Origin of the sequence: Fulvivirga imtechensis AK7, from assembly GCF_000331535.1 — a bacterium.
In the GTDB taxonomy this organism is placed as follows: Bacteria; Bacteroidota; Bacteroidia; order Cytophagales; family Cyclobacteriaceae; genus Fulvivirga; species Fulvivirga imtechensis.
Genome location: NZ_AMZN01000004.1, coordinates 94,866 through 118,711, shown reverse-complemented (window position 1 = coordinate 118,711; position 23,846 = coordinate 94,866). Strand labels below are relative to the sequence as shown.

General features: G+C 40.4%; 26 protein-coding genes and 1 tRNA gene. 15 read left to right on the top strand and 12 right to left on the bottom strand.

Translation table 11 applies throughout. The features are described 5' to 3' along the window. Positions 1-244: 244 nt before the first annotated feature. The 5 genes from C900_RS01865 to C900_RS01845 all read left to right on the top strand — a co-directional run bounded on the left by C900_RS01865 (position 245) and on the right by C900_RS01845 (position 3,662). The gene (locus tag C900_RS01865; RefSeq protein WP_157493850.1) at positions 245-865 is read left to right on the top strand and encodes a hypothetical protein; all 621 of its coding nucleotides are present in this window, start codon (positions 245-247) and stop codon (positions 863-865) included. Between the two features lie 44 nt (positions 866-909). Continuing rightward, a complete protein-coding gene (locus tag C900_RS30210; protein ID WP_009577851.1) occupies positions 910-1,854 on the top strand; it encodes a hypothetical protein in 945 nt (314 codons plus the stop codon). Between the two features lie 170 nt (positions 1,855-2,024). Then, a complete protein-coding gene (locus C900_RS01855; RefSeq protein ID WP_040495239.1) occupies positions 2,025-2,216 on the top strand; it encodes a hypothetical protein in 192 nt (63 codons plus the stop codon). A gap of 55 nt (positions 2,217-2,271) precedes the next feature. Next, entirely contained in the window at positions 2,272-3,093 is an 822-nt protein-coding gene (locus tag C900_RS01850; protein ID WP_009577848.1) for a helix-turn-helix transcriptional regulator, read from the top strand. Between the two features lie 83 nt (positions 3,094-3,176). Then, positions 3,177-3,662, top strand: coding sequence for a VOC family protein (locus tag C900_RS01845; protein ID WP_040495237.1), 486 nt, complete (start codon positions 3,177-3,179; stop codon positions 3,660-3,662). Between the two features lie 526 nt (positions 3,663-4,188). Here C900_RS01845 and C900_RS01840 read toward each other — a convergent pair. From C900_RS01840 to C900_RS01830, 3 genes are all read right to left on the bottom strand, one after another. Beyond that, positions 4,189-5,541 carry a tetratricopeptide repeat protein gene (locus tag C900_RS01840; RefSeq protein WP_009577846.1) on the bottom strand — a complete coding sequence of 451 codons (1,353 nt, stop codon included), beginning with the start codon at positions 5,539-5,541 and terminating at the stop codon, positions 4,189-4,191. A 152-nt stretch (positions 5,542-5,693) separates the two neighbouring features. Beyond that, complete coding sequence (locus tag C900_RS01835) at positions 5,694-7,580, bottom strand: hypothetical protein (RefSeq protein WP_040495235.1); 1,887 nt, start codon at positions 7,578-7,580, stop codon at positions 5,694-5,696. Positions 7,581-7,989: 409 nt separating this feature from the next. Next, positions 7,990-8,427: a PaaI family thioesterase gene (locus C900_RS01830; protein WP_009577844.1), complete on the bottom strand. Its 438-nt coding sequence runs from the start codon at positions 8,425-8,427 to the stop codon at positions 7,990-7,992. A 130-nt stretch (positions 8,428-8,557) separates the two neighbouring features. Between C900_RS01830 and C900_RS30790 the strand changes: the two genes are divergently transcribed. Beyond that, positions 8,558-8,686, top strand: coding sequence for a hypothetical protein (locus C900_RS30790; RefSeq protein WP_009577843.1), 129 nt, complete (start codon positions 8,558-8,560; stop codon positions 8,684-8,686). An 84-nt stretch (positions 8,687-8,770) separates the two neighbouring features. Here C900_RS30790 and C900_RS01825 read toward each other — a convergent pair whose 3' ends face one another. Further along, positions 8,771-9,199: an FKBP-type peptidyl-prolyl cis-trans isomerase gene (locus tag C900_RS01825; protein ID WP_009577842.1), complete on the bottom strand. Its 429-nt coding sequence runs from the start codon at positions 9,197-9,199 to the stop codon at positions 8,771-8,773. A 268-nt stretch (positions 9,200-9,467) separates the two neighbouring features. On the opposite strand from C900_RS01825, the gene C900_RS01820 reads away from it, so the two are divergent. From C900_RS01820 to C900_RS01805, 4 genes are all read left to right on the top strand, one after another. Beyond that, positions 9,468-10,136, top strand: a complete 669-nt coding sequence (locus C900_RS01820) for an RNA polymerase sigma factor (protein ID WP_009577841.1) — start codon at positions 9,468-9,470, stop codon at positions 10,134-10,136. 2 nt (positions 10,137-10,138) lie between these two features. After that, on the top strand, positions 10,139-10,399 hold the full coding sequence (locus C900_RS01815; RefSeq protein ID WP_009577840.1) for a hypothetical protein: 261 nt from the start codon (positions 10,139-10,141) through the stop codon (positions 10,397-10,399). A gap of 22 nt (positions 10,400-10,421) precedes the next feature. Continuing rightward, positions 10,422-10,961 (top strand): hypothetical protein, encoded by a 540-nt coding sequence (locus C900_RS01810; protein WP_009577839.1) that lies wholly within the window; start codon positions 10,422-10,424, stop codon positions 10,959-10,961. Between the two features lie 156 nt (positions 10,962-11,117). Next, entirely contained in the window at positions 11,118-11,726 is a 609-nt protein-coding gene (locus C900_RS01805; RefSeq protein WP_009577838.1) for a trimeric intracellular cation channel family protein, read from the top strand. Positions 11,727-11,909: 183 nt separating this feature from the next. On the opposite strand, the gene C900_RS30945 is transcribed toward C900_RS01805, so the two are convergent. Together C900_RS30945 and C900_RS01795 are read right to left on the bottom strand one after the other, a co-directional pair. Then, positions 11,910-12,824, bottom strand: coding sequence for a GNAT family N-acetyltransferase (locus C900_RS30945; RefSeq protein ID WP_009577837.1), 915 nt, complete (start codon positions 12,822-12,824; stop codon positions 11,910-11,912). Continuing rightward, entirely contained in the window at positions 12,778-13,767 is a 990-nt protein-coding gene (locus tag C900_RS01795) for a PhoH family protein (protein ID WP_009577836.1), read from the bottom strand. Before C900_RS01795 ends, C900_RS30945 begins: the two co-directional genes overlap by 47 nt. A 186-nt stretch (positions 13,768-13,953) precedes the next feature. Between C900_RS01795 and C900_RS01790 the strand changes: the two genes are divergently transcribed. The 3 genes from C900_RS01790 to C900_RS01775 all read left to right on the top strand — a co-directional run bounded on the left by C900_RS01790 (position 13,954) and on the right by C900_RS01775 (position 15,410). After that, entirely contained in the window at positions 13,954-14,727 is a 774-nt protein-coding gene (locus C900_RS01790; RefSeq protein ID WP_009577835.1) for an SAM hydrolase/SAM-dependent halogenase family protein, read from the top strand. After that, positions 14,727-15,026 (top strand): putative quinol monooxygenase, encoded by a 300-nt coding sequence (locus C900_RS01785; RefSeq protein ID WP_040495233.1) that lies wholly within the window; start codon positions 14,727-14,729, stop codon positions 15,024-15,026. Before C900_RS01790 ends, C900_RS01785 begins: the two co-directional genes overlap by 1 nt. A gap of 300 nt (positions 15,027-15,326) precedes the next feature. After that, a tRNA-Leu gene (locus C900_RS01775) sits at positions 15,327-15,410 on the top strand. 167 nt (positions 15,411-15,577) lie between these two features. Here C900_RS01775 and C900_RS01770 read toward each other — a convergent pair. After that, entirely contained in the window at positions 15,578-16,174 is a 597-nt protein-coding gene (locus C900_RS01770) for a mobile mystery protein B (RefSeq protein WP_009577832.1), read from the bottom strand. Then, positions 16,165-16,626, bottom strand: a complete 462-nt coding sequence (locus tag C900_RS01765; RefSeq protein WP_009577831.1) for a mobile mystery protein A — start codon at positions 16,624-16,626, stop codon at positions 16,165-16,167. Before C900_RS01765 ends, C900_RS01770 begins: the two co-directional genes overlap by 10 nt. A gap of 252 nt (positions 16,627-16,878) precedes the next feature. Here C900_RS01765 and C900_RS01760 point away from each other — a divergent pair, with 252 nt between their 5' ends. Together C900_RS01760 and C900_RS27985 are read left to right on the top strand one after the other, a co-directional pair. Next, entirely contained in the window at positions 16,879-17,361 is a 483-nt protein-coding gene (locus C900_RS01760) for a DinB family protein (RefSeq protein ID WP_051052752.1), read from the top strand. Between the two features lie 414 nt (positions 17,362-17,775). Next, complete coding sequence (locus C900_RS27985) at positions 17,776-21,819, top strand: Kelch repeat-containing protein (RefSeq protein WP_009577828.1); 4,044 nt, start codon at positions 17,776-17,778, stop codon at positions 21,817-21,819. 119 nt (positions 21,820-21,938) lie between these two features. Here C900_RS27985 and C900_RS01745 read toward each other — a convergent pair whose 3' ends face one another. The 4 genes from C900_RS01745 to C900_RS01730 are packed head-to-tail and all read right to left on the bottom strand — an operon-like array spanning position 21,939 to position 23,612. After that, on the bottom strand, positions 21,939-22,133 hold the full coding sequence (locus C900_RS01745) for a cold-shock protein (RefSeq protein WP_009577827.1): 195 nt from the start codon (positions 22,131-22,133) through the stop codon (positions 21,939-21,941). A gap of 26 nt (positions 22,134-22,159) precedes the next feature. Further along, entirely contained in the window at positions 22,160-22,354 is a 195-nt protein-coding gene (locus tag C900_RS01740; protein WP_009577826.1) for a cold-shock protein, read from the bottom strand. Between the two features lie 31 nt (positions 22,355-22,385). Continuing rightward, on the bottom strand, positions 22,386-22,580 hold the full coding sequence (locus C900_RS01735) for a cold-shock protein (RefSeq protein WP_009577825.1): 195 nt from the start codon (positions 22,578-22,580) through the stop codon (positions 22,386-22,388). A gap of 60 nt (positions 22,581-22,640) precedes the next feature. Beyond that, on the bottom strand, positions 22,641-23,612 hold the full coding sequence (locus tag C900_RS01730) for a fatty acid desaturase family protein (protein WP_009577824.1): 972 nt from the start codon (positions 23,610-23,612) through the stop codon (positions 22,641-22,643). Between the last annotated feature and the right edge of the window lie 234 nt (positions 23,613-23,846).

Sequence of the window (23,846 nt, the reverse complement as noted above, 5' to 3'; positions counted from 1 at the left end):
AGCCTTTTTTAGGAAAATCAAACAAAGGTGTCGAAAACAGGAGAGCAAGTTTGGCCAAGGACTTAATGGAGAATAAGATATAAGTAGGGCCATGAAACCCTATTCATTCAGATGCCAGTTAACAGCAGCTATACAATGTATTCCTAATTATTTTTATTATATTTAAAATTACTTTTATCAAATACTAATTGAGCAGTTATAACTATGGCTACCAAAGTATTTTCTCACTCATTAAATTACTACTATGAAACGACTGACAATGCTACTTCTATTACTATGCACTTCGCTTTATTCAAAAAGTCAGAACCTCAATGAATTTGTGGAAAAACTAACACAAGCATGCAGTGCGAAAGATAAGGCAGCATTGGAAAGTTTCTGGATCCACAACACGGAAACACAAAAAGAAATTGCTAAAAGCCGTATCGATAACATATTGAATTATAACAAATTCAAGGCGTTTGCAAGTAGAGCCATAGGAATGTACGGAGAGGATGAATATAAAAAGAGCATGGGAATAAGCGGCTTTTTGTTTAATATAAACAGAGTAAAACCTGTATGCTATGCATCTCCCTCGGAAATACAGATCATCCACCAGGAAGGAGAAAACAAAGCCATGTTTGAATCTCCCGATCCTGAATTTCCCGATGTGAAACAGAGATTAAATCTTATAAAAACAGATGCAGGATGGTTTGTTGATTCCAAATTTAAAAAAGATGATTACTCCGATGCGCTGCTGATCGAAAAGACAGTAGCTAGAATGTATAAGGAGGGTAACGAGCTAATGGATAAAGGAAGCTCACTAGAAGAGTTCAAGGTTGAAATGGGTAAAATAGATAAAGAATTGCTTCAGGCACTTCAACAGTAGTATTATCAGATTTATATCTGCTCTATTCAGCAAAACCGTTAAAAATGACAAAAAACTGGCTACTACTTCTTTGGGGAGCGTTTCTAGTTGGATGCTCTGATGCTAAGCCACCCAAGGAAGATAAAATCAACTATCCCCTACTCATAGAAGGCACCTGGAAACTGCTATCAGCAATGACCATCACTGGTGATGATACCACAAAAACCGATTATGCTGGTAATGTTGAAGGAATAAAAATAATAGGAAAAAGCCATTTTTCCTTTTTTCAACACGATCTGAACCAGGGCAAGGACAGTACCGCGATGTTTATATCCGGGGCAGGAAGATATGTGTTACAGGGTAACCATTATACAGAATTCCTTGAATATTGCAGCGGCAGGAATTGGGAAAATAACAAATTTGACTTCACAGTCGATATCAAAAATGACACGCTGATACAAACGGGAGTGGAAAGAATAGCATCCCTTGGGGTGGACAGAGTAATTGTCGAGACCTACGTGCTTTCAAATGCCAGAAACACACCTGTTCCGGTGATGAGCGATTTCAATAGTGATGAAGTTGGCTGGTTTAAGAATAGCGGAAATAGTGTGATCAAGGGATCTGCCAAATTCAAATCCAAGACTGGCGAGATACGGTTTGGTAAAGAATTCAGGATCGAGTTGATGCCGGTTGCTGCATATACAGAAGAGCGGCTCAATAAGATCTATGGTAGCAAAAACACCGGATATGTATACCTTGAAGATGGCGTCCCCAAGTTCATCCCCGATCCGGCAGGATACCACGAAACCATTAAGACTATGTGTGACGAAAATGGTGAGTTTGAATTCACCAACCTGCCAAAAGGAGAATATTATGTGATCGCCTTCATGATATGGGACAGTGAAACCAGCGAGGAAACAACCCGTAAAACGGGGGGTGGCATGATGCAGCGCCTGGCTCTTACTGACGGTGAATCCAAGGTAATAGAGATGAGTAATTTTAAAAGGTGAGCAAACCTCCTCTATCTTAACCTTGTGGATCGTGAGGCTGCAGACATATATATCTTCGAACAACCCACTACTGATACAATTCAACAGTTGCTTAGCATTATCGAAAAAACGGACAGCCAAGGTGCTCCGTGACCAAATTATTGAACTGGAATACAATCAGAAAGACGAACATGGTAAAACACACAAAGGTTGTCCGAAAGACACGATTGAGGAAAGTGTGTCACCAAGAGGAGTGGAACGGCTATGATGAGTTCCTGACCAACAATTTTGACATTACTGCTGAAGAAGTAGCCTTTTTTACACAGGAAGAAATTTACGGGCTGGTGGAAGATAATTTTAACTTACCGAAGTTAGTCGGTTAATAGTGATAATTTATGCATATTGTATTAAATCTTTTGAAAACTCCAGCTTCCAGACATGAACTACCAAACCCTTCAGCCTCATGCAGATTTAGCATCTTTAATTAAATGCTACTGGACCCTTGAGATCCCTGCTCAAATGGAGGCTCCAAAGCAACGAATCGTACCTGATGGTTGTATTGAAATGGCGTTTATCCTTGGTGACGATATAAAAAGGTATACATCAGACACAAATTTTATCATCCAACCAAGAGCAATGGTGATCGGGCAAATTACCCAACCTTTTTTCATAGAACCAACCGGACATGTAAACTCTTTTGCTATCCGATTTTACCCTTACGGGTTTGCCAACTTTATAAAAATACCTATTAAAGAATTGGCGAACAAGGAAACACCGATATCCGCGCTGTTTGATAAAAAAGAAGCAGAAGCGCTGACACAAAAAATCGTCAACGCCCCAAATACGGGGGTGAGAATTACAATTGTCGAAGACTTTCTGCTAAGCAAGCTAAAAGACGCATCCACTATTGACCGGATCGTAAAATCCACTATTGACACACTGTTTCTGACAAAAGGCAGTACTTCCATTGATGTGATTGTAAAAGATCAATCGACCAGAAGGAGAAACCTGGAGAGGAAGTTCTCAAAGCAAGTAGGGATCAGCCCAAAAAGGCTTGGCAAAGTTTTCAGGTTGCAGGCAGCGTTAAAAATGATGCTACTTAAGCACCCGGAAAACCTGACGCAGATTGCCTATGAAAGTGAATATTATGATCAGGCGCATTTTATCAAGGACTTTAAGGAGCTTACCGGTACTAATCCTAAAGAATTTTTGAGTGATGATCAAATGATCCTTTCATCACTTATCTATTCAAAAGACTAATTGTCGCACTTTTACAATTTATACTCTTCACAGTGGTGTAACTATGCATCAACAATAAACAAGAAACAAGAAACAATAAAAAAATGAAACGAAGAGTATCAAAAATATCCATTATGCTTGTAACGGGCCTGATCGCCTACGCTACACAAAATAATACATACGCGCAAACACATTCTGACAGAAACCAAAACTCAAACGATATGAAAAGCCTGATCTCAATATTTGAAATACCCGCTACCGACCTTTCCAGAGCAGTGGCGTTTTATCAATCCATCCTGAATGTCAAAATTGAAACCATAGACATGCAGGGAACACAAATGGGACTACTTCCAAGTGAAGATCAAACTATTTCCGGCGTCATTACAAAGGGGGAAGGCTATGAACCCTCTGCCAATGGCGTGATGATATACCTGAATGGAGGTGATAACCTTCAACACATGCTGGATAAAGTTGAAAAAAGCGGAGGCAGCGTTATAGTTCCTAAAACACTCATAGACGAAGAAACCGGATATTTTGCCCTTTTTCTTGATACCGAGGGCAATAGAATAGGTCTGCATTCCCGGAACTGAACCAATGCAAAGAGGGGGCACAAAAGCTCTACCTTCTCTATTTCACTTATCTTAACGTGAATTCGATATAAAATCCTTAAAAAAGAGCAGTCATCCTGCCTGTCCCGAACTTGCCTCGGGGAGGCAACCAACAACTTCAATTGATTTTGTGGATAATGACAAGTTAACTGAACGGCCTTGAGAAAATGGCGTTAAGAATTTCAATGCCACACGTACATGTTATAAATCACACTGTTTGAGCCCCGTTTTTTCACGGGGTGAGTTTGTGATTTGTCATCGCAGGCATTGAAATTTAGCCATTTACTCATAGTCTTGACTTTTTTTGTTAATTTTTGTGTCAAGACAAAAAAGTAAGACATATGAAGGTCATGGGCAAATCTTTACATAGCAGGTCAAAAATTGAAATATCGGATGGAAATATTCTATACACATTACACTTCAGTACTTTGCTTTGTTAACCGATTCTTTTCAGCAACAAGCCCAAGGGCTTCGAATAGTCTCCTTACTACTAACCAATTTGGTAACCTTACTTACTCTCGGCCACTGCTGCCTTCCTTCGCCACTCCGCAGCAAGTTTTTTATCCTTCTTAACTCCCACACCCTTATCATAACATGATGCCAATTCCTTCATGGCCTTTATATGGCCCGCCTCCGCAGCTTTATGATACCATTCAAATTGCTTCTTATCATCTCTTGAGATTCCTTTGTACTGATAACTAAAATAACCATGCATATAGCCAATCTGATACATAGCCCCACTATAGCCCTGTTCAGCGGACTTTAGGTACCACTCCAACGCAGCCTGACCATCAGCCCTCCCTCCATTCACTCCATATCTGTTATGAGAATATAGATAGCCTATATTGTACATAGCATATTTGTTTCCCTTTTCTGCAGCTTTCAGATACCATTCCATTGCCTTTTCCTGATCAACCATAGTTCCGAGTCCATGATTGTAGATAATTCCCAGATTGTTCATGGAATTATGATATCCAGCGTCAGCCGCTTTCAGAAACCATTCCCTGGCTTTTTGATAATCTTTATTTACACCGTATTCACCGTTATAATAAACTCTTCCTATATTCTCAAAACAATATGCATCCCCCTTTTCCGCCCCTTTCATGTACCATTCCAAGGCCTTTCTATTATCAATATTTGAGCCATTCTTAAACCTGTAATAATAGGTATCACCCACACCTACAATCGCATTTAGGTAGCCCTTTTCTGCCGCTTTTATAAAATATTCACGTGCCTGGAACACATCTTTTTCTACAGCACGACCATGATAGTACATTGTTCCCAGGTTATAAATGCCCTGCGCCAAATCCTTTTCAGCAGCCTTTTTGAACTGCTGCAGGGCCTCTGCATCATTCTGTTCCACTCCATATCCCCACCGGTACATTATCCCGATAACATTGAATGCCGGACCATATCCCTGCCTGGCAGCTATTTCCAAGTGGCTCATGGCTTCACTATATTTTTTCTCATCGAAAAGCTGCTTCCCAACGATATAATGCTGATTATCCTCATATTGAATAAGATCCTCAGATACCCGGAACACCTCTCTGTATTTATCGATCAGGTTTGTATTACCGTCATAGTTTTCCAAGTAAAATGCGCAGTCTCTTTTTAGTGGTTCCAAACGAGATCTGTCCTTATCAACCAACTTGTATTGCGCCATAATGCGCAGGTAGAGGATCCTGGGGTTTACAGTACCCAAAATCTCCTCTACCTCCTTCAATTTAGCAATTGTAGTATAGAAGTCATTGCTTATATATGCCTCCTCCGCTTGTTCATATTTCAAGATGGCCATGGTACTTTGGCCATTAACAACGTATACTTGCATCAAAAAGAAAAAGAAAATAACAACTCGCTTCATCTAAATATTTAATTAGTATTTGCACGAAAATTCAAAGTGATGTTAAGAAAACAAATAAATTCCAAAAGCAGATCCTGTAAAGTTGTCGGTATGTGCATTTTTAGAACGGATACTAACGCAGACATAGGTGTTTTCTTTGAGGCACTGATTAATTATTGATCCCAGAAACTCCCATTTTGTTGCTGACTGGTTTCTGACTTCTGTTTTTTACCGGTTTCCCAAAAATCATTGGTGACTGAAGTACTCGCTTTACCATTATACTCAAGTAAATTGATCTTCATATTACATTTACCTGAAAGACTTGTTAACGAAGTATGCATTTCATCTGCCATTTCCTTGGCTGTATAAAATCCCATTAACGTAACCTTGTCTAATGAAAGCTTTTGTAGTTCATCCACCAAAGTGTTCTTAAAGGGCCATGTTCCATCAGAATATTGATCTACGGGAAAAACATTAGTAATAGAAATTACAGGAGCATCTTTCTCAAGAGTAGATCCATCAATGAAGTAGGCAAAGCAATACACCCGGTCTTTCACCTGATGAGAGGACAGTGGTAGCCCTCCATCCGGAAATTGTGCTAACATTCCCTGTCGCATATTCAGCATCATTGTTTTTTTCCTGGCCTCTATCTGCTTCAACATTTGCTCTCGCTGCTCCCTAAGAGCTGCTTCAGCTTCTATTCTTTCCTTTTCGGATTTGTTATTATTGATCATTGTTCCCACTCCTTTTATGAATTCCCCGGTAGCCTGCCCAGTGGCATCACTACCATAAAAGGTGGTAGCAACATTCGCACTCAAAGCTTCATTACGAGCGCGGTTAAGATTTTCCACCTCCTGTGCTATAGCATAATATTTAGCGTTAAATTCCGCTTCCAGTTCCTCCACCGACTCATAATTGCCGCTCAGGCGGGAAAGGTTATCCAGGTTTTGCTTTGACGCTCCTACGGCCTGGGCTGCATAGAAACTTTGTGCATACAAACCCGATATCTGTTCTACTTGAAGTTTGTCTCTCTGCCTCTCCGCCAGAAAGTCGTCCGATCTTTTCTGCAAATCCTGTATCACCTGATTCGCCCGTTTTTCATCTTCAATTTGTTGCGCATTTGCTATGCGCTGTTGCTTCTGATATTCCGCAGTTGCATATTCGTCATAGCTGATTTGTTTATACGTTCCTGAAGCATCCTTTCTGTAGTAATTCCCGTATTCATCTCTTCCAAATTCAGGTTGTTTCCCGGTACCTGTCAGGTTTGTGTAGGTAGCCTCTTCGCTCATTAAATTATTTCCTGAAGATTTAACTTGATTTGATGTAGTCTGTTTTTCCGCCAGTGCTTCTTTTTCCTTCCTTTCCTGCTCAACTTTTTCCATTACTGCTATTTGCTCTGCTTCGTTTCGCTCCTTACAATGCTCCCTGGCATAGTTGAGAAATGCGTTGGGAAGGTATTGCTTGAATCTCGTTACCTGAATATTTCTTAACCCGATTCTTTTCAATATCTCAAGGTCCTTTTCTTTGCCACCGGTAATCCCGGTGACGGCATTTCCATGCGCTTTATTGTTAACCCGGACCACAGCATTTCCTGATTTACCCTCTTTTAGCCTGGAGCTGAATTGATAGGTTACCTGGCCCAGGAAATTACCGTCCAGATACATATCCGCAGTTACTGTAGCCCAAAACGAAGCATCCGGGTCGAAACCTGTCCAGCTTCCAATATACCCCCTGTTATCTGACTCACTATAGATCAGATAATTTCCCTTAGGACCACCTGCTTTCATAAAGTCCATCTTCAAATGGGTATTTATTTCATAGTGATTTTCATACATATCCAAAAATGAGTATCCTCCGGCCATTAAATAATATTGCCCCGTCAAATTCTCATGTCCATACGTGTAATAATCGCAGGAGCCATTGACCTGAATCTTTTCGCTTCTTATCAATGTAGATGGCACTATGAAATTGCTAAGGTAAACCCCATCGTTCTGAGCTAAACCTGGGGCTGCCAGTGAAGCGAAAAAGACAAACAGATTATAGATTTTAGAAGAATACATCTAACCCTAAATTGAATTCCTAAAGAAGCTAAAGAGCTATAACTTCCATATTATTAGTAATGGAAATTAGTTGTCCATCATACTAATTTAAACAAACCGATCATATATAAAAACTACCCGGAAAAAAATTATTATATGTTCTTGATTTCAATGATAAAATCCTGACTAGTGGCTCTAAGAAAATGTCAATGTCTGCGTTACGCTTGTGCTCTTCTCGATAACTGTAACAACTGTACGGGACTACCGCTTTTTAGGACTTCGCAAGCCTTGACCTTGACGTTTTCTTACAGACACTAACTATAACTTACCTGAGAGTCAATTTATGTGGTTTTCTCAATTTCGAACTTCACTCAACCTCATCACCCCAAATGTCCCCTTAAAATGATGCTTCTGAGCTTGAGCATACACCCTATCTATATCCCACATGCTCATCCAACGGTATCTGGCTTTTTACAAAATTACCGCTACCCCTGGCTATCTCCTGGTCCCTTTCATTGTAAAGTACCGCCTCGGCTACAAATGATTTCCGGGCATTATGTACCACCTCTCCCACTGCCTTTAATTCTCCGTAGACCACCGGCCTCAACAAATAAATATTAAATGAAGATGTGAGTACAAACGCATCGTCCACCAGTGAATTGACAGCAAAAAAAGCAGCATCATCAAGCATTTTGAAGTAAACAGAGCCGTGCATGGCATTTGCAGCATGAAAAAATTTGGTGTTGCATTTCATCATTACCTCAGCCCGGCCTTGCGAGATCTTAACTTGAGGCTTGAAAAATTTATTGATGGGCGCTTCGTGGATATACATCCGCTCCAGTTTCTGAAAATGTTCTTCCTGTGTCATAAGGCTTTATGCTGGTAACGGCATGAAGTTAAAAGTTATGATGAACTCTATGCAATTTTCCTTTCTCTTTTATCAATATTAATTATAAATTTGGGCACGCTTTAACGGGAACCTCTGAAATAAAAATACTATGGAAAAATATATTGCGGACGGTGCAGACTTGTTTATCACCATCGTAGCATGCCTGGTTGGATTTGGTGCTGCAATAGGTTTACTTGACTTTATGAAGACTAAAAAACAAGATCCTAAGGAACATTAATTTTCCGGGGGGCTGCATATCATAAAAAATAAAAGAGGCATGAAATGATCATGCCTCTTTTATTTTTTATGATATCTCACCCGATTACGAGATCTCTACCAATTCTATATCGAATACAAGATCTTTCCCGGCCAAAGGATGATTTGCATCGATCTCTATAGTTTCAGTTTCTACTTTCGTAACCACAACAGGAATTGACTGTCCGTTAGGCTGCTGCATAGCCAGTTGCTGGCCGACAGCAGGATTCAGATCTGCCGGAAGCTGGGCTTTGGGCACCTCAACCACCATCTCGTCATTTCTCTGACCATAAGCCTCTGCAGCCGGAATGTTAGCGGTTTTTGTGTCGCCCACTTTCATTCCTGTTACTGCTTTATCAAATCCGGCAATCATCATACCGGCACCTAATTCAAATTCAAGAGGTTCTCTATTTTCAGATGAATCAAAAACTGACCCATCGGTAAGTTTACCCGTATAATGTACTTTTACTCTGTCGCCTTTTTTTGCTTCAGACATAACTTGATGTTTAATAAATAATGTAATTAAATCCTCGACTTTCAAGGAAATACAAAGGTACGGAAACCAACCTCCAATAAAAAATTTTGACCATAACTGTACCTTTTCACAATTCGTGCATTATGATGGTAATTCATTTCCGATACAATGTTTGTGTGGCCCGCCATTAGGCGGTGAACGTTGTAAAAGGCGGGAATATCCGGCCGCTGAGCCGAAGACAGCGGCCCGGATATTTTTATTAGTTGCTTAATGGTCGTAAATTAATAACATGGTGCCTCACCCGATAACAACAATATACTACCCACGACTGTGGTGGATGCTGTCCAACCTGGTGAACAGCATCCTTAAAATTTCCACACCACCAACCTATCACAAAACCAAGGATGAAATTGTGGCTGAATACGAGATCATTAAGCGCAGCCAGAAAAACCCGGAACATTTTGCCCCACTCTACCGAAAATATTACGATAGTATATTTCTGTTTATTTATAAGCGTGTAGACCACCAGGAGGTCACGGCAGATATTACATCCAGAGTATTTTTGAAATGCCTTAAACACATCGGCAAGTATAAATATCAGGGTGTCCCCTTCTCTGCCTGGCTTTATAAAATTGCTGTCAATGAAATTAATTTATTCTTCCGTCAGCAGACTAAATTTGAAAGGGTGGTGAGTCTCGACAGCCATCATTTACAGCATCTTTTCGAAGAGATTGATTACAGCGAATTGCAGATTGATACAGAAGTGCTTGTTTCAGTACTTCTTGAGCAACTGGATGCCACTGAGATCCAGTTTATTGAATTGAGATTCTTTGAAAACAGGTCTTTTAAAGAAATTGGTTACCTGCTTGGCACAACAGAGGTAAATGCCAAGATCAAAACTTACAGGATATTGAAGAAGCTTAAAGAACTTTCGAAGCAGATCAAATATAACGACTAGTCATGACCAGGATTAAAGTAAAGATCAATGCACCTATGCCGGGGGCCGAAACTATCGACAAATACAGAGACTTTGACCGGTTTATGGACAACTACCGGAAATATTACTCTACAGAAGGTATCAGAGATATGCTGTATAAAGACCGGAAAAAACTGGTGTTTATAGTAATTATTATTCTCTTTTTAATGTTGCTCTTATTCGTAGACGATATTTCAAAAAAAGAGGAAGACAAGAATGAAACCCCTGTGGAACAGTTGGATTAAATGGTGCTTTACAGTTCTATTTATGTGTTTGTTCCATATTGTTAAAGCGCAAATTTCTACATCCGGCATCTATAAAATAAAAAATGGAGACTCTACCCTGGCCCCGACATTTATAAAAGCGCTTTGCAAAGCCGCCAGAGAAAAAACCGGAGCAGACAACCCCGGCACTCCTTCCACCCTTGAAAGCCTGGTCATAATGGCGGCCGGCACCGGCTATTTGGACGAGGACCAACCCGAAAAAAGCATGCGATGGCATAGCAAATTTGGCTCCCAGTGTCAATGTGAGGCTACCGAAGAGTTTCCTGCCGGTGATTTTCTGAGGCAGGTAGTACATAGCAACTATCGCGACTTCGCCAACCTGGTAGGACCCAACAACAGGTTATCGCTCGACCTGTCTCTGAAAGGTCCCAATGATGACCTCACCATCTTTGATTATATCAACCAGATACGCATCGATATAGAAGCCAGCCATGACAACAGACGCTTTGAATTTCAGCAGGACGAGGCCTGGAGAAATATCATGTTCTTTTATTTTTTATTTTCAGAATATCGGGTTAATTAGCGGCCTCGGGAAACTAATCATTTAACGTCATTGCGAACGGAGTGAAGCAATCCCCTAAAAAAGCTGTTACACAAATGGGGATTTTCCTAAGAATTATCAGGATGCGCTGACGGGAAGTGTTCCCTTAAGAATAGTCACTATTTATAACTCCTTAACATGACCCTGATTTACGCCTTAGAGATCATAGGTACATTCGTATTTGCCATCAGCGGCCTCCGGCTGGCAGCTAAAAAGCATATGGATCTTTTTGGCGCTACCGTCATTGCTTTTGTAACAGCCGTGGGTGGCGGCACCACGCGTGATGTTTTGCTGGGCGCCTATCCGGTTGCCTGGGTGCAGGATACCGTTTATCCCGTTGTTATTCTCCTGGCGGTTCCCTTTACTTTTATCTTCCGAAAATACATCGTTAACCTGAAAAGAACCTTTTTCATCTTCGATACCATCGGTATTGCCCTATTCACGATCAGTGGCATGCAAAAAGCACTTTCTTTAGGCATCCACCCTGGTTTAGCTATTGTAATGGGCATGGTATCCGCTGTGGTAGGCGGAGTCATCCGGGATATTTTATGCAATGAGATCCCACTGATCTTCAGAAAGGAGATCTATGCTACCGCCTGCCTGGCCGGTGCTTTCGCATTTTTCCTGCTGGACTACTATACCACACTCAGCGAAAATATCATCTACCTGATCACCACCGCGATCATTATTATTATCCGTGTGGTATCCATTAAGTATGATCTTTCAATGCCTAAAATGAAAGGGTGAGAGCGGGGAGCTGAGAGCTGAGAGCGGAGCGCTAAGCGTCTAGTGTGACTACAGGGTTACCATTCCCGTTGCCATAGCTGTTAGCGAACAGGAAAATAAGCCCGAAGAGAGCTCGATCATTGTAGCCGGTGGCTCCTGCGTTAAAGCTACGGAGGCGACAAGCGCAACGCTAAGCGCAACGCTCTACGCCCCCAAATGCAGTTTCATGCCTTCATGAGAGGCTACAAAACCTAAAGCTTTGTAAAACTCCAGGGCATCGGGTCTCTTTTTATCAGTGGTAAGCTGTACCAGGTGAGCCCCTTTTTCTTTAGCTCGATCTATAGCATACTCAAAGATCTTGTGGCCGTAGCCTTTGCCTCGATGGCTCGACTTTACCCTTACAGCCTCTATTTGAGCCCGGATACCTCCCTGATAGGTCAGGTATTGGATAAATGAAAGCTGAAAAGTGCCTACGATCTCCCCATTTTCCTCGGCAACAGTTAGCTCCTGATGAGGGTCCTTACTGATGACCTCAAAAGCGCGGGTGTAACACTCCGGAAGTGGCTCTTCGAACCGTTCGCGTTGCGAACCAAGCTTATCATCAGAAAGCATTTTTATGATTTCAATAATGTCGTTTTCAGTGGCCACTCGAAAGGTCAGTTCCATAAGTAGTTTTTCCATTTTCTGATGCTCAATACCACACTCCATAAAACGCTCACCGGCAGGGCGGAAACCAAACTTAACGTATAGCGGAAGTGCGTTAAGCTGAGCATTCAGATATAACTTTTTATTTGTTGCACCAGGATGTCGTTGGATATGGTCAAGTACACTTTGTACCAGCAGGCTACCTATCCCCTTTCCCCGGTAAGCTTTTCTAACCGCAAATCTCTCCAGCTTAACCCCTTCATCGGTAGCTCTCCATCGTGCTACACCACAGGGTTCCTCGCCATCGAGCGCTATAAAATGATGTGACTCTTCTTCGAACTCATACTCTTCCTCCCGAGCCACACGCTGTTCATCGATGAAAACCTCCTCACGAATGGCATATGACTTCTTGAGTAGCTCATCATTATCAATGTATTGAACCTTGAGGCGCTTCTCCGTCTTTGTGTCTGGCATCTTCTCTTTTTTCATAGGTATCGTAGGCAGCTATGATGTCTTTCACTATTTTATGACGCACCACATCCTTACCGGTTAGCTCCACAAAGCCGATACCTTTCACATCTTTCAGAATTTTAATCGATTCTATCAAACCTGATTTTTGCTTTTTAGGCAAATCGATCTGTGAAGTATCACCGGTGATGATCACTTTAGAGTTAGGACCCATCCGCGTCAGGAACATTTTTATCTGCATAGGGGTAGTATTCTGCGCTTCGTCCAGCAAAATAAAAGCATTGTTGAGTGTACGTCCACGCATATATGCCAATGGAGCGATCTCTATTATATTGTTCTCCATATAGTACCTGAGCTTTTCAGAAGGTACCATATCGAAGAGCGAGTCATAGATCGGCCGTAGATAGGGATCAAGCTTCTCTTTAAGGTCACCTGGTAAGAAGCCAAGCGTCTCCCCTGCTTCCACAGCCGGCCTGGTTATGATTATCTTCTTAACATGCTTGTTCTTTAAGGCTTTTACCGCAAGGGCTACGGAAATATACGTTTTCCCCGTACCGGCAGGACCCAATGCAAAAACCAGGTCATTTTCCATTACAGAGTACACCAGTTTCTGCTGGTTGAGAGTTTTCGGCTTAATGATAAAACCCTTTGTACCATAGATCAGCACATCCTCCTCGTCAGGAAGTTTTTCTTCTGATTCCTTCGCCAGGTACGTTTGTACATTATCCTCGGTCACTTTTCCATATTTATGGTAGTGTTCTATCAGTGAATTTAAGATGTCATTGATCTTTAAAATTTCCGTGGTGCTGCCCTTGATCCGGATCTCATTTCCTCGGGACACAATCTTACTTTTTGGGAAAGCGGAAGCTACTTCAGTGATGTTTTTGTTTTCAACCCCCAGGAAGTCGATGAGGGAGATGTTTTCCAGCGTAATGACTTTCTCTACCAAATGCTAATTAATTTTAAATGGAATTTTTAATGGTCAAATTTTAGTTAATTTTGCCTATACAAAAATACACAATAACAATGGCCGTTCAAAACAGGATGTTCATGTATTAGTAGATATAGAACTATTACTAACGTCTAATGTTATAAAAAAAATTCAAGAACCGGCACAAAATCTCGCATTGCTTATATGGCTATAATCACCTTTTTATCTGACTTTGGAGAAAGTGATCATTACGTGGCAGCCGTTAAAGCAAAAATTCTTTCCATAAACCCCGGCATTCAGATCGTAGACCTCAGCCACCAGGTCACCTCCTGTGATATTGCCCATGCCGCATACGTGCTAAAAGCTATCTTTCGTGATTTTCCGGAGCGCACGGTACATTTGATAGCCGTTAACTCTGCCGGCCAGCCGGATGATAAGTATATTGCCATCGAACTGGAAGGCCATTACTTTATAGGTACGGATAATGGCCTTTTTGGGTTGATCAGTGATCAGGAAGCAAGTTTTAAAGTGGACATCAATAGTATTAATCCTATTTCCACCACTTTTCCTGAAAAGCAGATCTTTGCCCCGGCGGCTGCGAAGCTGGCCAGTGGCGCGGCATTACAGGATCTGGGCACAGCACTAGATGACTATAAGCGCATGCTGGGCCGGCACCTAAAGGCTAATAAAAAACAGATCGTGGGGAACGTGATTCGGGTGGACAGCTATGGAAACCTGATCACCAACATCGATAAAACAACCTTTGATATCCTCAGCAAAAATAAAGGCTATACCATCATCTTTGGCAGGGAAAACAGCCGGAGAGTGTACAGTAATGTTAACCAGGTGGATGCCGGAGATATTTTTATAATATTTAACGACCAGGGGCTGATGGAAATTGGCATTAACCAGGGGTTGGCTTCCGAGCTGCTCGGACTGGACTATGACAGCCCTGTAACTATTAATTTTGACGAATAATGCTCATCAGAATCGTACGCATGACCTTCAAAAAGGAGGAAACAGATAATTTCTTGAAAGTTTTTAACTATAGCAAGCAACAGATCCGGGCCTTCCCCGGGTGCCGGCACCTGGAGCTACATCAGGATTACAATAAAGATCACATTTACGTCACCTACAGCATCTGGGATAACGAAGACGCTTTGAACGCCTACCGCCAATCCGAACTCTTTGAAAGTGTGTGGGCAAAAACCAAAGCGCTGTTTGCAGACAAACCTGTCGCTTTTTCACATAAGCAAGTGTTGACTGTTAATGGTTAATTGTGTTTGGTGTTCCAGTGACCAGTTTCCAGTTTCCAGTGACCAGTTTCCAGTTTCCAGTGACCAGTTTCCAGTTTCCAGTTTCCAGTTTCCAGTTTCCAGTTTCCAGTTTCCAGTTTGTCAAGATGCAATCAGAAACCAGATGCCAGATGCCAAAAACCAGATGCCAGAAATTAAAGCGTACCAAATATTGTGAATTTTGAAATCTTTAAACATCTTTGCATCCCGTTTAACGAACGGTCTGGCGATGAGCCACTTTCTTGCTCTGCAGGTAGGTTGGTAAAATCTCTTGATTAAAAAGCCCAGGTGGCGGAATTGGTAGACGCGTTGGTCTCAAACACCAATGGTAGCAATACCGTGCCGGTTCGACTCCGGCCCTGGGTACTAGTATAGCGAGTACACAGCAAAAGGTCAGCATCAACTGGCCTTTTTTTGTTGGAGCAAAGCGGAAACAAAAGCAGGAGGAGAAGTTTATCCCGCGAAGCGGAGTTACTCAGTTATGAAGGAGTTCTTTTATTTTCTCTTTGCTTTAAATCGGCAAATACGGCTGATTAGCTTTTAGCAAATTCAATCAAGGGCACTATATTTCCATTGTCAGCTTCTCTTAACGCTTGAATATAGCTTTTCCTCACTTCGTTCGCTTTTACCATATTTGATTCATGCCATGTGAAAACTTCCTTCCCAAAAACAGATTCAATAATTATGTCGGCCATCACTCTTGAATGTCTTCCGTTTCCATTTGGAAAGCAGTGAATCGCTACAATTCTGTGTTTAAATCTAATTGCAATTTCCTCGGGCGAGTATGTTTTGTTTTCTAACCAATATTTGGTATCATCAATAAGATTTTTTACTTCTACCGCTATTTGAGTCCAGTCTATTCCTATATTTTTATTTGTCTTTCTAAATTCACCTGCCCATTTCCAAACATCACCGTACATCTTTTTATGTAAACCTTTTATGAATTTTTCAGTCAATATTTTTTCCGGTTTCAAATTTGCATGAATGGTCCACTCAATTGCTTTTTCAATATTTAATTGCTCGAATTCATCCAGTTCCTTCTGTGTTGTTATTGATTTAATCTTTAGACCTTCTTTTTCATCCTCATCTAACGGTGTTTGCCCGTTTTGATATTTAAGATCTAATCCCATAATGACTTTCTCATTTCTCTTTTTATTTCATCAGCCAGGTCAGATATTGATTTATTTATTTTTTCATCACTGATTCCTTGATCCTCTAACTTCATGTTTTGATTGGTCCTTTGTACAATTTTTCGGGCCAGATCTTCTGCCTTTACGTTGATAAGATTATTAATTGTGCCATTTTTTGGAACAAACCCGTATACAAATTTTAATTCCATAGCCTCACCTACTTCTTTTAAGGATTTAATTGATATCGTGCCTTTAGCCTCACTTTCTTCAATCCTTTTTACCCCTTGTCTGGTAATATTAAGTTTGGCGCCCAGTTGGGCCATGGTCATATTAAGAGCAGTACGAACAGTATTTATCCATCCTTTGTTTGGTACCCGTACTATTGTAGTACGTTGAAATGGTTCTAATTTTTGATCTAGCTGCTCTATTAAAAGCATCTTCTTATTTCTCATAATTGATTTCTGTAAATCTATGTATTTACAAATATAGCAAATAGTAAACTTTTATGTTTACAAAAAATATAAAAAGTAAATCTATATGTTTACTTAAAATCGTTCCATCAGGGTCAGCGAGAGAGGATTCTGGACTCTTTGAAGATTTTAGGCACTTTCTGATCAATCTTTGTTATGTTTATTCTTATAAACTAACCGATGGAGCGCAAATTCAAACAATGTTTATGGGCAAACTTTGCAGCAGCAATTGACATGCTTAGCAACGCAATCAATATGTGTACTGATGAGCTGTGGCAAAAAGAGAAAAAATTCTTCTACATGACATACCACACCACCATATTTCTTGACTACTATCTTAGCAATCCGGTAAAAACCTTTGCTCCAGCATTACCATATACCCTCGTTGATGAAAGCCAGATGCCTGCTGAAGCTGTAGACGATGTAATCCCTGACAGGCTTTACAGCAAAGAAGAAGTGCTTTCCTACCTGGCTTCTATCAGAAAAAAGTGTAAAGACCTTATTTTGAACTCATCAAGCGACAAATTACTGGAGAGATGGATAGACAACAGCGAAACAGATCTACATGGACTTTGTCCATCAATTGTGAAGAACTATACGTTGCTGGAGATCATTCTTTACAACCTCAGACACGTACAACACCATGGAGCACAATTGAACTTGATCTTGAAAGAAAAAATCGGCATAGCTCCAGGTTGGGTGTCACATGCGGACTAACATCAGCTTAGATACCTCAAAATAGAAGAGACTATTTCAAAGGAGGATTCAACCTAAACCCATCTCACCCTCCATATCAGATCAATTGAGAAATGCCTCTGAAAAGCCTCTTCCAAATTATAAATGCTAAACTTACTAGTTATGATTTGTGCCATCAGTACGGAGTAAGTTTGGAAAAGGCTGCCTCCCCTCCAGTAAAAACCCTCACCAGTATTTTTATTCTTATCCCTCTTTTCATATAAATATTCCAATACATATAATAAAAGTAAATTTATTTGGGTTACTTTAATCATCCTTACCGAATAATATTTTTTAAGAAAATTTTAAAATCCACCTGTTGCATAATTATTTTTGTATTTTTTGTTTACCATTTTTGAATTGGCACACTATTAAGTTTAATACAATATACATTTTATGAAATCTTTCTACATTGGAACGCTATTCCTTACCATTTTCAGTTATTCTGCATTCTGTCAGGTTTATGAATGGGATCAACTGGCTGATTTTACGGGAAATGCCCGGCACGGAGCAGTAAGTTTTGTAATTGAAAATGAGGCATATGTTGGTACCGGCAAATCACAGGACGGCACATATTATCAGGACTTTTACAAATACAATGCTACCTCAGACCAATGGACTCCAATAGCTGATTTTCCTGGTGCAGCCCGCTACGAAGCCGTAGCCTTTAGTATCAATGGCAAAGGTTACGTAGGAACTGGAAGTAATGGCTCCGGATCTTTAGTAGATTTTTATGAATATGATCCCTCTACAAATAACTGGTCCCCCGTTGCTGATTTCATTGGCACAGCCCGATTTTCTGCAACCGCTTTTGCTATCAATGGCAAAGGGTACGTTGGCACTGGAAATGATGGCACTGGAGGCACTGTGGATTTTTTCGAATATGACCCTGTCACTGATAACTGGGCAAGCATTACCGGATTGGAAAATGGAAATACAAGAACTAATGCAGTCGCTTTTACTATCAATGGAAAAGGTTATTTGACTTCCGGATCTTATTTTGATGGCTCCTCCACTACCGTATATTCGGATATAATAGAGTACGATCCTGTTGCGGATAACTGGACTGAAAAGATATTTGCAGATATCAAATTAAGCAACAAGCAGGGTGCAGCATGCTTTGTAGTGGACAATAAAGCATATCTGGTGGCAGGCAGTGGCAATGCCACCACAACAGTATACGACCCGTCCGACAATACCTTATCAACATCAACAGACTTCGGCCCTTCTACTACAGAGGACAACCGCAATAGTCTTGTTGCTTTTGCTTTGAACGATCAGGGATATGCAGCGCTGGGATATTATAATGAAGACTTCTTTACCTCCATTGACAGAAATGACTTATGGACAATGAAAGAAGTAGTTCCTCCGGCAGCGCCCAGCAATATCTATTTTTCAAACACTACGGAGACCACAACTACGATATATTGGACAGATAATGCAAGCGATGAAGAAAGCTATGAAGTTTATATTTCAACGGGCGACAATCTAAATTATACATTGGAAGCTTCCGTAGCTGCTAATACCACATCTTATGGTCTGACAGGACTGACGGCAGGCACCATATACTACGTAAAAATAGCTGCCGTAAAACAGGGACTGAGTGCCTCAGCAGAAAGTTACTTCACTACAGATCAGCCAGATCTGGCAGCACCATCGAACCTTACAGTAGTTCCCGACAGCTATTATAAACAGTTTAACCTTTCATGGAATGACAACTCGGGCAACGAAGATGGCTTTATAATAGAAAGATCGATTGGGGATAACTCCAATTTTATAGCTTTGGATACTGTAATATGGTCAACGACTTTTTCAGACGACAATCTTCCCAAAACAGATACTCTGGTTACATATAGAATCACAGCTTATGTTGGTAACACAACCATGTCATCAGAAGAGGTAGCCATACAAACAACGGCTCTTATGCCACAGGCGGTAGATATCATTATTGACGACATCAGATATTATTACGGTTCTGCTACTATCCGCTTTTTTCCTACTCGCAATAGAGCAGATGGCTTTGTCATACAGACAGCAACGAATGCTGAATTTATTACTATTGACACAACCTTTAATAGCTGGATTTCAATATCACTCGAAGAAATGCAACCTCTGAATTTTCGTCTGATCTATTTTAATGAATACGGTGTTGATACCACCAGCATAGTTAATGTGAGCCCGGTCTTATTTCCTCCCTATGAATTAAAGGTTGATTATGTGTCCAATGAAATAATAGGATTAAAATTTCAGCCGATAAGCACCAACTATGAAGGCACTATCATAGAACGAAAAACGGGAGCAGGAAGCTTCACGGTTATAGACACCCTGGGCGCGCTAGACAATTATTATAATTATTACTATTACTACGATTCTTCGGTGGTTCAAAACGAAACATATACATATAGGGTAAGAAATTTTTTAAAGGATATAACCTCCATCTATAAAAATTCAGATGTAGTGGAAACGAGACTATTCGGATCATGGAAAAAGTATAACAAGAAGGGCTTTGATGAAACACTAGACTCCCTTTCAAGTCTCAGCCTCGCTAAAAAAATTCATCTCAACGGAAAAATCTATCTGCTTTCCCCTCAAACTCTAAGCTTCCTGAGTTTAGATATGAGCAATGGAACTGTTGAAACTCTGCCAGATTTTCCAGGGCTGCAAACGATGAGGTTCGGATCATCGTTTATCCATAATAATTCCATCTATATATTTAATGGTTTAGACGCCAATTATTCTTATTACAAAACTCTATTCCAATTTAATACAGAAACGAATGAATGGACTCAAAAAGCATCTGTCCCCGATGGGTTGAATCTCGATGGAAGTTTATATGCTGTTACTGATTTGGGCGAAGGCAAAGTTTATCTAAGTGGAGCAGATGAAAATTACAATTTCGCTTACGCTATATACGATATTGTATCAGACGACTGGCTGCTAACAACAACTGACGAAGAACGGGCATTTGCACATTTTGGCTTTGTCAATGAGGATTCGGTGACATTTATTAATAATGATAATAAAAATTTTGTATCCGTGAATAAGACAAGTGCCCTTGTAAAACACGGTGATTTTTCTCAAAATTATTTTTCCGATATGACGAAAGAGTTGCTTTGCCAATACAATGGCCAAAACCTGGCCTTCATCAGCAATAAAGTGTATAGCTACGATGATCTGGGTAACTTCAACTATCAATTTGAAGGACTTCTACCGGAGGTGCCCCAAAATAGTCATGCCATCGCCTTCACAAAAGGAGACACCTTATTCTATGGACTTGGACAGAAATATAGTGTTTCTGTAACATCACTGTATTATCATGATGTTAATACACCTGTACACCCGACAGCTATTCACGCAGACTCCATAACTGGTACCACTGCTCTGCTGAAATGGTACAACGATGATCCTAAAACTGAAGGTTTTATTGTTCAGCAATATGTCGGTGATGAATACGTAACCATTGACAGTACTACTCATAAACAACTGAAACTTGAGAGCCTGGAGCAAAACACCTATTACAAGTTTAGAATATATGCATATAATGGCGAACATCTTTCTTCTCCGGGAGAGGGTGGTTTTACCACCGAAAGAACCGTTCCATACCCTGTGAAAAATGTAACCGACACTGTATTATCAGCGACCAGTATCCGACTCTCCTGGCAAATTGACGAGCGAATCCCGGTTGACAAGCAGGAAATCAGATATTGGATTGACGGTGAGATAATATTCCCTCTTTCAAACAGTGACACAACAGTTGTAATAACCGGCCTACCGGAACATATGCGACCATATTTCAGTATCTATACCTCAAACGAGTATGGGGAAGCGTTTTATAATCATCAGGCATCTTTAACCTACTTGCATGCCCCTGTTTTGAAGTTTGTGGTTAAAGAAGATAGTGGCTATACGCTGTTATGGACTGACCGTTCGAAAGCTGAAACAAACTACATAGTTCAACGAAAAGCTGAAGATGAAGAAAACTTCGTAACACTGGATTCTCTTGAAGCTGATGTCACAAGATACACCGACATCAATATTGCATCCGGTGTTAACTACATTTATAGGCTCTATGCCACCTCTTTGATCACCAATGATAAGAATGAACTGGAAACCTTAAATACTTCACTTTATTCCAACGAGCTCTCATCCGAAAACGCAGTATTAGCCACAGATAATGTTACCAAGGCAGCGAAAACAAATGTTTGGCCTAACCCATTCAGCTCAGCTTTTACGATAACAGTAACTGGTGCTTTAAGAAATACCAGGGCCACGCTTCACAATCTGCGAGGCGAACGTGTAGGTATACTATCCAGGCAAGAAAGAGATAATCATACTGATACTTTTATATTTTCAGGTCCGGACCTTCCTGCGGGTATATATTTTTACCGGGTTATGACTGAGCATGGAGAAGTAAGGGGTAAAGTGCTAAAAACGGAATAAATAAACGAAGGCTGCACTATGAAAATGCAGCCCTCATTTTTCCGGCCCCATCCGGATATAAAAAAAGGCCGTCTCAACTGACTTTTGAGATGGCCTCTTTATAATTAGGACACTGAAAATTAATCGATCAACTCAACATTAACCGCATTCATTCCTTTTTTTCCTCTTTCAACGTCAAATTTTACCCTGTCGTTTTCACGAATCTCATCTATCAGGCCACTTTCATGCACGAAAATATCTTCACTTGAATCTGAGGGCTTAATAAAGCCAAATCCTTTGGTATTATTAAAAAACTTTACTGTTCCTTCTCTCATTACTTTATTGTTGTACTGTTATTATATTAATCGATCAACTCAACGTTAACCGCATTCATTCCTTTTTTTCCTCTTTCAACGTCAAATTTTACTCTGTCGTTTTCACGGATCTCATCGATCAGACCACTCTCGTGTACGAAAATGTCTTCACTTGAATCTGAGGGCTTAATAAATCCAAATCCTTTGGTATTATTAAAAAACTTTACTGTTCCTTCTTTCATTACTTTATTGTTGTATTATACTATAATATTGTTAGTCGATTAACTCAACATTAACCGCATTCATTCCTTTTCTTCCTCTTTCAACGTCAAATTTTACGTTGTCGTTTTCCCGGATCTCATCGATCAGGCCACTTTCGTGTACAAAAATGTCTTCACTTGAATCTGAGGGTTTAATAAATCCAAATCCTTTGGTGTTATTAAAAAATTTTACTGTTCCTTCTTGCATTATGTTATTTATTGTAATTGTAATTGTATTCGTTATTAATAAGACGCATTCAAGCATCTGTCATTTTACAGTTTGTTTTATAGGTGCCAATTCCATTCTCCCAAGCTGATAAAGCATCTTTATATGATCCCATATCGCAGCCACAAAAGTCTTTTTGATATGGTAAGGGATGCCATATTCCCTTGCTGTTTCTGCAACGATATGAGACAACTTTCTGTAATGCACATGACATATATTGGGCAAAAGGTGGTGTTCTACCTGGTAATTTAATCCCCCTATTAACCATGAAAACAGGCGGCTGCGAGGCGAAAAATTACTTGTTGTAGCCAGTTGATGTATCGCCCAATCATTGGCAATGAGCCCATCTTCATCGGGAAGTGGGAAATCTGCGCTTGGCATCACATGTGCAGTTTGAAAAACAACACTAATTGCCAGACCTGTAATAAAATGCATGGCAATAAATGCCAGTATCACCATCCAGGGTGCCTGGGGCGCCATAATTAATGGTAAAACGAGTGCGTACGAGTAGTACAGCAACTTCCAGCCCGTCAACTTCATTATCTCCTTTGAATATTCTTCCTTTTTTACGAACCCCATTTTTTTATAACGGTTGATCCGCACAAAATCCTTGGTAGTTATCCATGATATTGTGGACAACCCATAGAAAAACCAGATGTAGAGATACTGAAACCTGTGCAGCCAGTATTTTTTTGCATGAGGTGAAAATCGCAGAAAAAAAGGAGCGTTAATATCATCATCAGCTTCATCAATATTCGTGTATGTATGATGAAGCACATTATGCTGAATTTTCCAGACGGTGGCATTTGCCCCAATAAGATTCATGGTATAGCCCATATATTTATTCACCTTCCTGTTTTTGGAGTAGGAGCCATGAATAGCATCATGCATCACTCCCATGCCTATTCCCGCCATACCTAATCCGCTTAGGATATATGAAGAGAACAACAACCATGGGCTCGTAACGACCCCCAGGTTCACAATGATCAATGGAACAAAGAACAGCGAAAGCATAAATATTGTTTTAACAACCATGTTGCCGTTCCCATACTTACTGAGATTATTAGTCTTGAAGTAATCGTTGACCCTGTTCTTTAATGTCTTTGAAAAATCAGAGCCGGTACTGCTTAAAAATTTTGGATTCTTGATATTGGTATTATTGTGTTTGAAAATTACTAGCTTTTACAAGCCCTTGGTGATTACGAGGATGGGAATTAGAACTTCTTATCAACTAATCTTTAACTTTTT